The organism is Promicromonospora sp. AC04, from assembly GCF_003058225.1.
Lineage (GTDB): Bacteria > Actinomycetota > Actinomycetes > Actinomycetales > Cellulomonadaceae > Promicromonospora.
This window is the reverse complement of record NZ_QBUG01000015.1, coordinates 136409-151149: the sequence shown is the minus strand read 5'-3', so window position 1 is coordinate 151149 and position 14741 is coordinate 136409. Positions and strand designations below refer to the sequence as shown.

9 protein-coding genes are annotated in these 14741 nt (G+C 73.9%); 8 read left to right on the top strand and 1 reads right to left on the bottom strand.

Going from position 1 to position 14741, the window contains the following annotated elements; translation table 11 throughout:
• Positions 1-33 precede the first annotated feature (33 nt).
• The 6 genes from C8K30_RS28840 (at position 34) to C8K30_RS28815 (ending at position 7430) form a co-directional block, all read left to right on the top strand.
• Positions 34-1059 (top strand): hypothetical protein, encoded by a 1026-nt coding sequence (locus C8K30_RS28840; protein WP_233257549.1) that lies wholly within the window; start codon positions 34-36, stop codon positions 1057-1059.
• Positions 1056-2810: a murein biosynthesis integral membrane protein MurJ gene (gene murJ / locus C8K30_RS28835; RefSeq protein WP_108496336.1), complete on the top strand. Its 1755-nt coding sequence runs from the start codon at positions 1056-1058 to the stop codon at positions 2808-2810. Before C8K30_RS28840 ends, murJ begins: the two co-directional genes overlap by 4 nt.
• A gap of 126 nt (positions 2811-2936) precedes the next feature.
• A complete protein-coding gene (locus tag C8K30_RS28830; RefSeq protein WP_108496335.1) occupies positions 2937-4613 on the top strand; it encodes a CTP synthase in 1677 nt (558 codons plus the stop codon).
• A gap of 85 nt (positions 4614-4698) precedes the next feature.
• The gene (locus C8K30_RS28825) at positions 4699-5331 is read left to right on the top strand and encodes an NUDIX domain-containing protein (RefSeq protein ID WP_108496334.1); all 633 of its coding nucleotides are present in this window, start codon (positions 4699-4701) and stop codon (positions 5329-5331) included.
• A gap of 269 nt (positions 5332-5600) precedes the next feature.
• Positions 5601-6383 (top strand): DUF4230 domain-containing protein, encoded by a 783-nt coding sequence (locus C8K30_RS28820; RefSeq protein ID WP_158281159.1) that lies wholly within the window; start codon positions 5601-5603, stop codon positions 6381-6383.
• Positions 6384-6446: 63 nt separating this feature from the next.
• The gene (locus tag C8K30_RS28815; RefSeq protein WP_233257548.1) at positions 6447-7430 is read left to right on the top strand and encodes a hypothetical protein; all 984 of its coding nucleotides are present in this window, start codon (positions 6447-6449) and stop codon (positions 7428-7430) included.
• Between the two features lie 96 nt (positions 7431-7526).
• Here C8K30_RS28815 and C8K30_RS28810 read toward each other — a convergent pair whose 3' ends face one another.
• Entirely contained in the window at positions 7527-9617 is a 2091-nt protein-coding gene (locus C8K30_RS28810) for a glycoside hydrolase family 48 protein (RefSeq protein WP_108496365.1), read from the bottom strand.
• Positions 9618-9778: 161 nt separating this feature from the next.
• Here C8K30_RS28810 and C8K30_RS28805 point away from each other — a divergent pair, with 161 nt between their 5' ends.
• On the top strand, positions 9779-10954 hold the full coding sequence (locus tag C8K30_RS28805; RefSeq protein WP_108496332.1) for an FAD-dependent monooxygenase: 1176 nt from the start codon (positions 9779-9781) through the stop codon (positions 10952-10954).
• 158 nt (positions 10955-11112) lie between these two features.
• Positions 11113-14712 (top strand): BTAD domain-containing putative transcriptional regulator, encoded by a 3600-nt coding sequence (locus C8K30_RS28800; protein ID WP_108496331.1) that lies wholly within the window; start codon positions 11113-11115, stop codon positions 14710-14712.
• Positions 14713-14741: the final 29 nt, after the last annotated feature.

Here is a 14741-nt window from a genome sequence, read left to right as displayed (position 1 = left end):
ACTCGAAGAATCGACACAGACCGAGGGGTACTCATGGGTGCAGGCAGGTTCATCGCCGCGGGCATCGTGGCCGGCGTCGCGACGGCGCTCGCGCGCCGCAAGCTCGACGAGAAGGTCGCCGAAGGTGCCCTCGGTGGTGCGGACATGTGGACGCGGACCAACCACCGCGGCGAGCCGATCAGCCTGCTGGAGGGCCCGGCGGTCGCCGTGGGCCTCGTGGCCGGCGCGGCGGTCGGGGGCGGCACGGCCCCGGGTGCGACGGCGTTCGCCACGGCCGCCGCGGGCGGCTTCGGCCTGGTCGACGACCTCGCCGAGGACACCTCCGTGCGCACCAAGGGTCTGCGGGGCCACCTCGGCGCGCTCAAGGAGGGCAAGCTGACCACGGGCGGCCTCAAGGTGCTCGGCATCTCGGGCTCCGCACTTGTCGCCTCGGCCGTCGGCACGCCCCGTACGGCGCGCAGCGCGTTCGGCCACCTGGTCGACGTCGGCCTCAACGGCGCCCTCATCGGCGGCACCGCCAACCTGATCAACCTCTTCGACCTGCGGCCCGGCCGGGCGCTCAAGGCCGGCACTGCGGCGAGCCTGCCGTTCGCGCTCGCGGGCACCGGCGCGGCGGGCGCCGTGCTGGGCGCGGCCGCCGCGGCCGCGCCCGGCGACCTGGGGGAGAAGGACATGCTGGGCGACGGCGGCGCCAACGCGCTCGGAGCGCTGGTCGGCAGCCAGATCGCGTTCAACGCGCCCCGGTCGGTGCGGTGGGCGGCGCTCGCCGGCGTCGTCGGGCTCATGCTGGCCTCGGAGAAGGTCAGCTTCTCCAAGGTCATCGCCGGGAACGAGTGGCTCAACAGGGTCGACATGCTCGGCCGGCGTCCGGCGGCGGACTCGCCCGCCGAGCCCGTCGAGCCGGCCGGGCCGGCCGAGCCGGCCGGGCCGGCCGGGCCCGCCGAGACCCAGGACGAGGTCTCGGCGAGCTCGGCCGTCGGTGTGGGGCCGACCAGCGGTGTCGGCCCGATCAGCGGTGCTGGTCCGACCAGCGGACCCGTGGCTTCCCCGGGCGCGTGAGCCGAACCGGAAGCCTGGCGAGCGCGGCACTGCTCGTCACGGTAGTCACCCTCGCCAGCCGCGTGGTCGGCTTCGGCCGCTGGCTCGCGCAGGGCGCCTGGCTCGGGTCCGACGGCGTCGGGACGGTCTTCAACTCCGCCAACCAGCTGCCCAACCTGCTGTTCGAGGTCGCGGCGGGCGGCGCGCTCGCCGGCGCCGTCGTGCCGCTGCTGGCCGGGCCCCTGGCCCGGGCCGCGTTCACCGCCGACGGCACAGCGGCCTCGAAGGAGCAGGCGTCGCGGATCGCGTCGGCGCTGCTGGGCTGGACGCTGGTCTTGCTGGTGCCGCTGGCCGCTCTGATGGCGCTCCTCGCGCGCCCGATCATCGGCCTGACCGGGCTCGACGACCCGGTGCACGTGGACGTCGCCACGGCCTTCCTGCGGGTGTTCGCGGTACAGGTGCCGCTCTACGGCCTGGCCGTCGTGCTGGGCGGCATCCTGCAGGCGCACAAGCGGTTCTTCTGGCCGGCGTTCGCGCCGCTGGTCTCCAGCCTCGTCGTGATTGTGGTCTACGGGGTCTTCGGCCTGCTGGCGAACGGCGACCAGCAGGACGTCGCCGCGCTGTCGGCCCAGGCGCTCGAATGGCTGGCCTGGGGCACCACGGTGGGCGTCCTGTTCCTGGCGCTGCCGCTCGTGGTCCCCGTGTGGCGCACCGGGCTGCGGCTGCGGCCCACGCTGCGGTTCCCCGGCGGGGAGGGGCCCCGCGCCGCACGCCTGGCCTTCGCGGGCGTGGGCGCGCTGGTCGCCCAGCAGCTGTCGGTGTTCCTGACGCTGCGCGCGGCCAACGCCGCCGGCGGCGACGGCACCCTCTCGGTCTACCTGTACGCCCAGCAGGTCTACCTGCTGCCCTACGCGGTGCTCGCGTTCCCCATCGCGACCAGCGCGTTCCCGCACTTCGCGGAGCACGCGTCGGCCGGCCGGACGGACGAGCTGCGCGCGCTGGTCGCGCGCACGACGCGCACCCTGCTGCTCGTGACGGCGGTGGGCGTGGCCGCGCTGATCGCGGCCGCTCCCTTCGTCGAGCGGGTCTTCGACCTCATAGTGCTCGGGGACGCCCCCGGCATGGCCGCCGGGCTCGTCTGGATGGCCCCGGGCCTGATCGGGTTCGCGCTGATCCTGCACCTGTCGCGGGCGCTGTACGCCGTCGACCACGGGCGGGCAGCCGTCGTCGCCACCGCGAGCGGGTGGGGCGTCTCCGCGGTCGGCGCGGCCCTCGTGCCGCTGCTGTTCGCGGGCCGGTCGCCGGGGCCGGGCTGCGCCACGCCGTCCTGCTCGGAGTACCTGCTGCGGACCGATGTCATGGCGGTCCTGGGCGCCGTCGGCACGGCGGGCATGGTCGTGGCCGGGCTGGGCCTGCTCCTGGCCGTCCGCAGGCACCTCGGCCCGGCCGCGCTGGGCGGCGTCTGGCGGGCGCTCGCGGTGCTCCTCGTGGCCGCGGGCGCCGGGGCCGCCGTCGGGCTCGGGGTGCCGTTGTGGCTTGCGCCGCAGAGCCGCTCGTCCTTCTGGTTCGCGGACGGGCCGCAGCCCGAGGTGCCGTTCGACGGCGGCGCGTTCGTCGCCGAGCTGGGCCTCGGGCTCGCGGTCGGCCTGCTGGCCGCGCTGGTCACGCTCGTGATCGCCGTGCTGCTCGACCGCGACCTGCGTGGCCCCGTCGGCGTCCGGCTGGGGAGGGCGTGGGCGAAGCTGCGGAGGAAGTTCTCCAGGAACGCCTGATTTAGCGAGCGCGATGGCCGCAGCGGGGGCAGACTCGACCGGAACCAACCGATAAGCCCGTGTGGCGAGCGCGTGTGCTGGCGGTTACACCGCGAGCACGCCGTACCTCGGATAGGATGGAGTTCCGTGGTCGAACACCGAAGCAGTCTCCAGTCCCGTCATCGGTCCGGCGCCTCCACGCCGACCAAGCACATCTTCGTCACCGGTGGTGTGGCGTCCTCTCTCGGCAAGGGGCTGACGGCGTCGTCACTCGGCCGTCTCCTTCGCTCCCGTGGCCTGAGCGTCACGATGCAGAAGCTGGATCCGTACCTCAACGTGGATCCCGGCACCATGAACCCGTTCCAGCACGGTGAGGTCTTCGTCACCGAGGACGGCGCCGAGACCGACCTGGACATCGGGCACTACGAGCGGTTCCTCGACATCGAGCTCCCCGCCTCGTCCAATGTGACCACCGGCCAGGTGTACTCCCGGGTCATCGCCAAGGAGCGCCGCGGCGAGTACCTGGGCGACACCGTGCAGGTCATCCCGCACATCACCGACGAGATCAAGTTCCGGATGCGCGAGCAGGCCTCCGACGACGTCGACGTGATCATCACCGAGATCGGCGGCACCGTCGGCGACATCGAGTCGCAGCCGTTCCTCGAGTCCGCGCGTCAGGTGCGGCACGAGCTGGGCCGCGACAACGTGTTCTTCCTGCACGTCTCGCTGGTGCCGTACATCGGCCCGTCGGGCGAGCTGAAGACCAAGCCGACGCAGCACTCCGTGGCCGCGCTGCGCACGGTCGGCATCCAGCCGGACGCCATCGTGCTGCGCTCCGACCGCGTGGTTCCGGAGAGCATCAAGAACAAGATCGCGCTCATGTGCGACGTCGACAACGAAGCAGTGATCAACTGCGCCGACGCCCCGTCGATCTACGACATCCCGCGCGTCATCCACGCCGAGGGCCTCGACGCCTACGTGGTGCGCCGCCTGGGCATGCCCTTCCACGACGTGGACTGGGACGGCTGGAGCCGGCTCCTGGAGCGCGTGCACGAGCCCGAGCACAACGTCGAGGTCGCGCTCGTCGGCAAGTACATCGACCTGCCCGACGCGTACCTGTCCGTGACGGAGGCGCTGCGCGCCGGCGGCTTCGCCAACGACGCGAAGGTCGCCATCCGCTGGGTCGCGGCCGACAACTGCCAGACGCCGGAGGGCGCGAAGGCATCCCTCGAGGGCGTCGACGCGGTGCTGGTGCCGGGCGGCTTCGGCGTGCGCGGCATCGACGGCAAGGTCGGGGCGCTGCGCTGGGCGCGCGAGAACCTGGTGCCGACCCTCGGCATCTGCCTGGGCCTGCAGTCGATGGTCATCGAGTACGCGCGCAACGTGCTGGGCTGGGCGGACGCGTCGTCCACGGAGTTCCACCCGACCAGCAGCCACCCGGTCGTGGCCACCATGGCCGAGCAGAAGGCGATCGTCGAGGGTGAGGGCGACATGGGCGGCACCATGCGCCTGGGCGCCTACGAGGCGCAGCTGGTCGCCGGCTCCGTGGTGGCCAAGGCCTACGGCAGCGAGAAGGTCACCGAGCGGCACCGCCACCGGTACGAGGTCAACAACGGCTTCCGGGTCGAGCTGGAGGAGGCGGGGCTGCTGATCTCCGGCACGTCCCCCGACTCGTCGCTCGTCGAGTTCGTCGAGCTCCCGGCCGACGTGCACCCGTACTTCGTGTCCACGCAGGCGCACCCCGAGTTCAAGTCGCGCCCCACGCGCGCGCACCCGCTGTTCGCGGGCCTGATCGCCGCAGCGCTCGAGAAGCAGTCCGCATGAGCCGGAGGCGCAGCGCAGCGTGGGGGCCGAGGAACGAGGCACCCGCCCGGAGCGGAGTCGCAGGCTCATGCGGCGAGGGGACAGCATGACCACCGACGAGGTCACCGACGTCATCGACCGGCGCCCCGCGCGGCGCCTGGACGTGCCGTTCCAGGGCGTAGTGGTCGACATGGTCTCCGACGAGGTCGACCTGGGCGAGGCCGGCGGCATCGTGCGCCGGGAGTATGTCGACCACCCGGGGGCGGTGGTCGTGGTGGCGCTGAACGACGACGGCGACGTCCTGCTCCTGCGCCAGTACCGGCACCCGGTCGGCGCCTTCCTCTGGGAGGCGCCCGCCGGACTGCTCGACCTCGACGGCGAGGACCCGCACGTCGCGGCGGCCCGCGAGCTGGCCGAGGAGGCGGACATGAACGCCGGCTCCTGGGACGTGCTCCTCGACCTGCTGCCCACGCCGGGCGGCAGCAACGAGGCCGTCCGCGTCTACCTGGCCCGCGACCTCACGCCCGTGCCCGACGACGAGCGGCACACGCGCGAGGCCGAGGAAGCCGACATGGTCGTGGTGCCGGTGCCGCTGGAGGAGGCCGCTGCGCTGGCGCTCGCGGGCCGGCTGCACAACGCGGCGACGATCGCGGGCGTGCTGGCGGCGGCGATCGGGCGGGCGTCGGACTGGGAGACGCTGCGCCCGGTGGACTCCCCGTGGGAGTACCGCAAGACCTGACCGCGGTCGGCAGGGTAGGGGCCCAGTAGATCTTGGGCAAAGTGTCGGGTCGCGGAGGCGCCGCAACCGACCGATCTCGGAGAAGTCCGCTTCCACCAAGCAGTTGAGCATGCTCCGCGCGGAGAATGCAGGCTCAACTGCTTGGTGGAAGCGGACTTTCGTGGCTGTGGCTGTGGCTGTGGCCGGCCGAGCGGCGCGTGTCGGTGAGGGGCGCTAGCCTTCGGGTCCGGGAGATATGTCGGACATATCTCCAGGAGGGGGCGCTCGTCATGACCAGTACCGGGGCTGATACCGAGCAGGTGGACTCGCAGGCCAGCGCGGTGGGACCGCCGTCGGGCAAGAGTGTTGGGCCGACGGCGGACGGGACCGCACCGCGCCGCCGCATGCCGGCCTGGCTGGCGGGCGTGCTCGGGTTCCTCGTCGGCGTGGCGCTGACGATCGGTCTGGTCGGCGGGGTGCTGTCGGTGCTGCGCGACGACTTCCGCGACGCCTTCCTCCGGGTGCTGCTGGAGGGCCTCAATCCGTTCACGACGAGCGAGGTCGACCGGTCGGAGACGCCGGTGCTGCTCAGCATGAAGGACCTGGCGCGGTTCGTGGCGGGCGAGGCGCAGTACGAGGTGCTCGTCGACCTGGAGAAGGACGTCAAGTACGTGCCGAGCTGGCTCGCGGGGGAGCGCACGGTGCTCGTCGTGAACGGCTCCGTCGAGGCGTACGTGGACTTCACCGGCCTGGACGAGGACGCGATAGAGATCTCGGACGACGGCGCGACGGTCACGGTCACGCTGCCGGAGCCGGAGCTCGCCGAGCCGCGCATCGACCTCGACGCCAGCCACGCCCTGTCGGAGGACCGCGGCCTGGTGGACCGGGTGGGTGACTTCTTCGACACCGACACCGACGCCCGCCAGGAGGCGCTGGCCGCGGCGGAGGAGCAGATCTCGGCCGCCGCTGCGGACTCCGAGCTGGAGGAACGCGCCCGCGCCAGCACGGTCTCGACCCTCGAGGCGATGTTGTCCTCGTTCGGGTACGACCAGGTGGTGGTCGAGTTCGGGTAAGCCGCGCGGATCGCTCACCGGGCGTGTCATAACGACGTCATCGGGCTGCGCTATTCTCCCCGCGTGACCAGCGAACCCGACATGCTTCCCAACGTATCGTCCCTTCCCGCCTGGCTCGTTCCGTCCGTCTACCTGAACTGGTCCGAGGACTGGCTGGGCGAGGCGGTCGCCATCGCGAGCCGTAGCCACGAGCACCGCCTGCCGGGTGGTGCGGACGGCCCGCAGCGCGGCGACGTCGTCGTCACCGTCGTGGGCTCCGAACCGGGCATCGTCGCCGCGGTCGAGCTCATGGGTACCAGCCAGGGCGAGGACTGGGTCAGCGACGAGGTGTTCGGCCCGGACAAGCCAGTGGTCTGGGACGACCTCTTCAACGGCGCCGCCGCGTACGCGCGGTCTTCCGGCTGGCTGCCGCAGGAGCACGCGCGCCTCGTGCTCGACGGCATCGCCCACCAGTACAAGCACGGCGCGACCGGCACGCTCGACGCGGGCAACTGCGAGACCGACGAGCTGTCGCCCAACCTGCACGTGCTGCGCCTCCTGGGGCACAAGCAGGTGGCGGGCACGGACCTGCGCCGCGAGGAGCGCTGCGCCTCGTGCGAGCGGTTCGTCGATGTCATGCAGCTGCACCCGCACGACGACGGCGCCCACAAGGGCCAGACCGGCGAGCGCCCCCTCGCGGAGCTGATCGAGCAGACCTTCCTGCTGTGCGCGCCGTGCCACGCGCTGCTGCACCCGCACGCGGTGCTGTCGCAGCGCGCGCAGATGCGCCCGGCGTGCCCGTCGTGCGGTCAGCGCGGCGCCACCAAGCGCATTGTGTGGGGCCAGGCGATCCACGACAACATGAAGCTGGAGCCGGACGTCGTGTACGGCGGCTTCGACACCCCCGTCCCGACGCCGGACTGGTACTGCCCCGAGTGCTACGCGAACTTCTCGTCGGGTGCGGTGGCCCAGCGCGCGCTCGGCGACCTCCCGGAGGCCGTCCCCGTCGGCGCCGGCGCGGTGGGCACGCCCCCGAACGGCGAGGACCTCTGGACCCCGGAGGTCTGACCTTCCGCCCTCTCCTCTGGCGAGGTAGAACCCTGGCGAAGTAGAACCCCAGCCTCGGCTTCGGTTCTACTTCGCCAGCGTTCTGCTTGCGCGGGGTCAGTCGGTCTCCGCGGCTGCCTCCGCTCCCGCGCCCAGGAGGCGGTCGTATTCCGCCATGGCCGTCGCTACAGCGGTCTGCGCCCAGAAGCGGTGGTAGGTGAACTGCGGCACGTCGCCGCCGTCCAGGTACTCCTGAACCTCGGGGAACATGGGGTCGTCCTCGTAGAACGACCGGATGTCCAGGAACGAGACGCCGGCCGAGACCTGGTCGCCGTTCGGGTAGGTGCCGGTCCAGCCACCCGGGACGTAGACGCCCTGGCCGCCGGCCTGGTACTCGTCGTCGAACCGGCCGAAGTCGGCGCGGGACTCGACCGTGCCGATGCCCTTCTCGTCGCTGTTCTGCTCCCACATGGCGTCGAGCAGGGCCTTGGCGGTGTCCGCCGACTCCTGGTCGCCGGAGGCCGCGGCGTAGTAGATGAGCGTGCGGGCGATGGCGCCGGCCACGCCGACGTCCTGCCCGTGCGAGGTGACCGAGACGTGCAGGCCCGTGTTGGCCCCGGGGCTGGCGGGGTTCCACGTCTCGGGCGCGCCGGTCCAGGCCAGCTCGGACGGCACCTGCCACGAGTCGGCGGTCACCGTGATCTCGTCGAGCACCCAGGGCACCCACTTGTCGAGGATGTCGCGGGCCCGCTCGTCACCCGTCTCGTGGTACAGCTGGGCGATCCGCTCCACGCCCCAGCCCTGCATGCCGAACCACTGGTTCGACGGCGGGTCGTGGTAGACGGGCGCCTCGTCGTACACCATGTCGTAGAACGTGGGCGCGCCCGCCGGGTGCGAGCCGTAGGACCCGTCCACGCTGTTCGTGGCGCCGCCCGCGATGCCGCCCTCGGCCGACTGCAGCCACTGGAAGAACTCGAGCTGCCGGTCCATGCTCGTCGACCAGTCGTCCTGCGCGGTCGGGGAGGCGGGAACCAGGTCGGCGTCGGTGGACAGGGCGTAGGCGGCCAGCGGGTTCTGGTAGCCGAAGTGCGCGTGCGAGGAGCCGATGCGCCACGCCCAGGGGCCGCTCGTGTCCAGGGCGCCGCCCCACGCGTAGTACCAGGACAGCAGGTAGTGCGCCGAGCTGCGCCCGGATCCCGCCGAGCAGCCGGTGGACTCGCAGCCGATCTCCTTGAAGTACTTGTCGAACAGCGAGTACCGCAGGTAGTCGCCCATCTTGGACGCCTTGTCGACGGTGCCGGAGATCTCGCCGCCGGCGCCCTGCTCGTTCGCGAACTGCTTGGCCCAGTACACGGCCTCGACGGCGCGGGCGTCGGCGTCGGGCGCGTTGGTGTACTTCCACTGGCGGGCGTAGCTCGCGTCACCGGTGAACAGGTCCAGGTAGCCGTTCGGGCCGCCGTAGGAGAAGTCGTCGATGGCGGGCTGGGGGATGGTCTCCCAGACGGACTCCTGCGGGCCACGCTGGAAGGTGTTGATGTAGGAGGTGCCCTCGTAGTCCGGGCCCAGCAGCTCGGAGGAGCCGGGCGCGGCGCCGAAGCCGTACACGTTGTCGACGTCGGCCAGCCAGTGCATGCCGTAGATCTCGCTGGTGCCGTAGGTTTGGCGGAGCTCCGCGCCGATCGGGTCCTGGCCCACGTCGATGCCCGTGTCGAGCTGCGCCGGGTAGGCGCTCGGGTGGTTGTGCTCCGGGGCGTACGTGGCCGGTGACGCCGGGTTGTACGCGCCGTTGGTGGGCTGGTTCTCGGTGGTGGGGATCATGTACGCCTCGAGCGTGTCCCACGTGTGGTTGAACGGCTCCCAGTCGCCGGTGATCTGGCCGTAGGACGTCTCCAGCCAGAGCCAGAAGCTGTACGCCTCCGACGTCGTCTCGTGGCCGTAGTCCGGCGCCTCCACCAGGAGCGTCTCGGCCGAGTGGTAGGGGATGCCCTGCGCCGAGAAGTAGCCGTTGGCCGGGTCGTGCATCTTCTCGTACAGCTCCAGGAACCGGTCGGCGTACTCGCCGGCCACGGCCCGGGGCGCGGCCTGTGCGACGGGGTCCGGGTCGGCGCCTGCCGGGCCCGCGGTCGCGGGCAGAACCCCCAGGGCGCCCAGTGACAGTGCTGCCAGTGCTGCGGCGGCTAGGACTCTCCGCCTTCGGACTCGGTTCATGGCGTGGCCTCCGGTGCGTGCGTCGTCGAACGGCGCCCGCGGTGCGGGCACACCTCAGACGGTCGGCGTGCGGGCCCGCGCAGGCAACGGACTTAACTGATTCACCTGGGCCCGGTGCGCAAGACTGCCCAGGTACCGGATGGGCCGGCCGAGGAGGCTTCATGAGCAGGAGTGCGATCGTCGTCGGGGCAGGGATCGCGGGGCTGACCGCTGCCAACGCGCTGACGCGCTGCGGGTGGGACGTGCGGGTGCTGGAGCGCTCGCCCGAGCCGCGCACCACGGGCGCGGGCATCGTGCTGCTCGCCAACGCGCTGCGCGGCCTGGACGCAGCCGGGGTGGGCGACGTCGTGCGCGCCGTCGGGCAGCGGGCCTATCCCGGCACGCTCCGCGACGGCAAGGGGCGCGCGCTGGTGCACGTCTCGGCGGAGCAGATCGCGGAGCGCCTCGGCACCGTGGCCATCGCGTTCCACCGGCCCCGGCTCCAGGAGGCGCTGCTCGGGGGGCTCGGCGACGTCGCGATCACCTACGGCGCCCCGGCGCTCTCCGTGGACCCGGGCGACGCCGCACGCCCCGCCACGGTCACCCTCGAGGACGGGTCCACCCTGAGCGCCGACCTCGTGGTCGCCGCCGACGGTGTCCGGTCGCGCCTGCGCGCCGCGGTCGCCCCGGACGCGGCGGAGCCGGTCTACGTCGGGTCGACGACGTGGCTCGGCGTGCTCGACAACCCCGGGATCACCGAGATGTCCCAGACCTGGGGGCCCGGCGGCGAGGTCGGCCTGATCGCGCTCGGCGACGGGCGGCTGTACTGGTACGCGACGCAGGTCGGCCCGGCGGGCAGCCCCACGGGGGACCCGGCCGCCGACCTGGCCGCCGCCCGCGCGGCGTTCGCCGGCTGGCACGACCCCATCCCGCAGATCCTGGCCGCGACCACTCCCGAGCAGGTGCAGCAGCTCGACCTCTACGGGTTCCCCAAGCCGATCCCGCGCATGGCCCGCGGCCGGGTCGCCCTGGCCGGCGACGCCGCGCACGCCATGCCGCCGAACGTCGGCCAGGGCGGCTGCCAGGGCATCGAGGACGCCGTGGTACTGGCGGCGTCGGTCTCGGGGACGGACTCCGTGGTCGACGGCCTGGCCGCCTACGACCAGGTGCGCCGGCCCCGGACCTCTGGCGTGCTGCGCGCCGCCTGGGCGAGCGCCCGGTTCGGCGAGCAGCTGAGCAACCCGGCGCTCGTCGGGCTGCGCAACGCGGCGCTGAGCGTGCTCCCCGCGCGGGTCATGCTGGACGGCATGTCGCGCTTCGCGAGCTGGACGCCGCCGGCGCTGCCGGTGGTGCGCTGAGCGGCGGCGGTACCGACCGGCTGTACGGGCCGACTGACTCGCCGCACCGGATGCGGCGAGTCAGCAGCCTGGTCCGACCAGCCCACTGACTCGTCGCGCCCGGTACGCCGAGTCAGTTGCGTGGTACCCGATCTGCAACACGGCCTAGAGTGGCGCACATGCTGCCCGTCACCTCCGCCCACGGGCCCGGAGCGCGTGAGGAACGGCAGGCGGTGGCGGTTCTCGGGCCGGTCGCCGTGCTGTCCGACGCCGGTCCGGTCGCGCCGCGAGGCACCCGCGCCGCCGCACTCGTGGCGCTGCTGGCGCTGGCCTCGCCCCGTGCGGTGACGGCCTCGGCACTGATCGACGCGCTCTGGGCCGACGACCTGCCGGCCAACCCGCGCGCCGCGCTCCAGAACCTCGTGTCCAGGCTGCGCTCGCTGGGCCCCGACGTCGTGCGGTCAACGCCTGCGGGGTACGCGCTCGGCGGTCCGAGCGACCTGGACCGCGCCCGCGCGGCAGCGTCGAGGGCGCGGGAGCTGCTGGAGAACGGGCGGGCGAACGGGCTGCGGGACGGCGGGTCCTACGACCCCGCGGCCGACGCCGCCGCGCTGCTCGACGCCGCCCTCGCGCTCTGGCGTGGCGAACCCGGTGACGGGCTGGACGACGCGGCACCAGGCATCACCGCCGAGCTCCAGGAGGCCGCCGGACGGCTCCGCGACGAGCTGACCGCCCTGCGCCGTCGGGCCGCGATCGCAGTCGGCGACCACGCGACGGTGACCGCGCTCGGCGCCGAGGCCCTGGCCGCGAACCCCCTCGACGAGGACGCGGCGCGCGACCTCATGACTGCGCTCGCGGCGTCGGGTCGCCCGGACGAGGCGGTGCGCGTCTTCGGGCGGCTGCGGCACGCCCTGGTCGCCGAGCTGGGTGCCGACCCCGCCCCGGACCTGGTGGCGCTGCACGCGCGGATCGCGCGGGCGGCCGATCGCGTGGACGGCGCGACCCCCGACACCGGAGACACCCAGATGCGCGGCGTCCGCGCCGCCGAGGCGGACGATGCCGCAGCCGGTCGGCCGGGCGCCCGCCGTTTTGTGCGCGGCCTGCGCGCCGCCGCCACGCCGCTGATCGGGCGCGAGGACGACGTGCGCGCGGTCGTCGGCGAGCTTGCCCGGCACCGGGTGGTGACGATCCTGGGCGCGGGCGGGCTCGGCAAGACCCGGCTGGGCCAGGAGGTGGCCCGCACGGTCGCCGCGGACCCGGCCGGGACGACGTCCGGCCCGCTCGGCGGGCTCTCGATAGCGGTGGCCGAGCTGGCGGGCGTGCGCACCGACGACGACGTCGCCCTCGCGATCGCCGACGGCCTCGGCGTGACGTCGGCGGCCGGCTCCGCACGCCTCGCCGACCGCCTGCTGGCCGGCGACCTGCGCGACCGCATAGTGGAGCGCGCCCGGACCGCCCGGACCCTCCTGCTGCTGGACAACTGCGAGCACGTGCCCGACGGCGCCGCCCGCTGGGCGGACACCCTGCTCTCTGCCGCACCCGGGCTGCGGATCCTGGCCACGAGCCGCGCGCCCCTGCAGGTAGCGGCCGAGCAGGTGTACCCGCTGGCCCCCCTCGCCTCCGGGCACGTGGGCGCGCCCGGCGGTGCCCGCGGCCCGGCCGTCGAGCTGTTCCGCCAGCGGGCCCTCGCGGCTCGCCCCGGCGCCCAGCTGCCCGACGTCGTCGTCGCCCGCCTCTGCGACCGGCTCGACGGCCTGCCGCTGGCGATCGAGCTCGCCGCGGCCCGCGTGCGCACCCTGTCGGTGGAGGAGATCGAGCGGCACCTCGACGCCCGGTTCGCGCTGCTGCGCGGCGGCGACCGGACGGTGCCCGACCGGCACCGTACGCTCGAGGCCGTCATCGAGTGGAGCTGGAACCTCCTTGAACCCTCGCAGCGCGAGCTGTGGCGGAGGGTCTCCGTGCTGCCGGACGGGCTGTCGGCTCAGGCGGCGGCCGCGCTGGGGCGGCTCGGGGACGTGGGCGCCGGTCTGGGCGCAGGGCCGGGAGGTGTCGCGGAAGCCGACCCCGGAGGGACCACCCCGCTCGACGTGCTCGACGACATCGACGGGCTCGTCACGCAGTCCCTGCTCGTGGTCGAGGAAGACAACGCCGCACAAGCAGCAGACCCGGCCGGCGGGCCGACCCGGCCGGCCGCCCCCGTGCGGTACCGGATGCTGGAGACGGTGCGCGAGTTCGGCCTCCTGCGCCTGACGGAGGCAGGCGAGGACGACGCCGTCCGCGACGCGCTGCTCGACTGGGCCAAGGGCCTCTCCCGGTACTGCACCGCCCGCATGCTCGGACCCGGCCAGGTCGCCGCGGTCGCCGAGCTGCGGCGCGAGCACGAGAACCTGCTGTTCGCCCTCCGTACGGCGGGGCGCACGGGACGACCGGACGTCGTCGTCCACGGCTACGTCGCGCTCGGCGGGGCGTGGACCCTGCGCGGGGCGGAGGAACGCGCGGCGGACCTGGCCCCCGCCGTGCTCGACGCCGTCACCGGCCGGGCGGTCCCGCCCGGCGAGGCCGACGTCACCGCGCTCGCGCTCGCGTACGCATCGGCCACCACCGCGTTCTCCGGGTCGACGGCGAACCTGCGCGCGCTGGCCCGGCTGCGGCGCGTGCTGCGCGACCACGGAGACGCGGTGAGCTACCGGACTCGCGCGGTCGCGAGCATGCTGCTGGCTCCCACACCGGAGACCGTGGCCCGCCTCGCCGGCTCGGCCGACCCGCTCGTCGCGTTCCTCACCCACCTCGCCGCCTCCCAGGAGGCGGAGAACGCAGGGCGTCTCGACGAGGCGCTGGCCGACGCGGAGCGTGCCTACGACCTGTCGCACGACATCGGCGACGTCGCCTGCCCCGCCGGGGCCGCCATGTTCCTCGCCGGGGTGGCGAGCGAGGCGGGCGACACCCTCACCGCTGCCCGCTGGTCGGGCATCGCCCGCGGGGGCCTGGCGGCGCTCGCGGCCGACGGCGCGCTGCGGCAACTCGACTGGGTGGACCTCGCCGCAGCCCTCGACGTCGACGACCTGGCGGAGGCCGATCGGATCTGCGAGCGCCTCGACCGGGCAGGGAGCAACGCCGACGAGGCCGACCGCGGTGGCGTCGAGTCGCGTGCGGTCGCCGGAGCGGGCCGCGCGGAGATCGCCTATGCCCGCGGCGACGTCGCGGAGGCGCTGGCCCGGTACGAGGAGGCGGTCGGCGCGTTCGCCGGTGTGCCGGGCGTGCGCGCAGGCGACGGCGTCGGCCAGGGGTATGACGTGGGCGTGTGGGCTGCCGCCGAGCCCGGGGCAGACCCGGATCCGGCGGCGCCCTGGGAGGTGATCCTCGGGGCCGCGTGGGCGGTGCGGCTGGTCGGCGCGGGGCAGGACGTGCGGGCGGGCCGGGTGGCCGACGTCGTGCGGCGTCGTGCCGTGCACATGTACCGGGAGTGGATGCGGAACATCGCCGATCACCCGGTGCTGGGCACGGTGTGCCTCGGCCTGGCCGTGGTGCTGGCCCTGGGCGAGCCGCGGTCCGGCGTCGGGCGGCCGGGGCCGGACCGCGGCCTGGAGCTGCTGGCGCTGGCCGAGGTGCTGGGCTCGCGGCAGGACCTGCGGGCGCTGCGCCGCGAGCCGGTCTTCGCCGCGGCTGCCGAGCGGTTCGGGGCGGCGGCGGTGGCGGACGCGCGGGCCGGGGCCGCGGCCATCGACCGCGGGCTCCTCGCCGAGCACGTCCTGACGACGCTGGAGCGCCTGGAGCTGTAGCCCCAGGCGCTCCGTCGTGGTGCGCGTGC

Coding starts and splice junctions, on each gene's coding strand:
- C8K30_RS28840 (WP_233257549.1), top strand. CDS start 34: ATGGGTGCAGGCAGGTTCATCGCCGCGGGCATCGTGGCCGGCGTCGCG.
- C8K30_RS28800 (WP_108496331.1), top strand. CDS start 11,113: ATGCTGCCCGTCACCTCCGCCCACGGGCCCGGAGCGCGTGAGGAACGG.
- C8K30_RS28805 (WP_108496332.1), top strand. CDS start 9,779: ATGAGCAGGAGTGCGATCGTCGTCGGGGCAGGGATCGCGGGGCTGACC.
- C8K30_RS28810 (WP_108496365.1), bottom strand. CDS start 9,617: ATGAACCGAGTCCGAAGGCGGAGAGTCCTAGCCGCCGCAGCACTGGCA.
- C8K30_RS28820 (WP_158281159.1), top strand. CDS start 5,601: ATGACCAGTACCGGGGCTGATACCGAGCAGGTGGACTCGCAGGCCAGC.
- C8K30_RS28825 (WP_108496334.1), top strand. CDS start 4,699: ATGACCACCGACGAGGTCACCGACGTCATCGACCGGCGCCCCGCGCGG.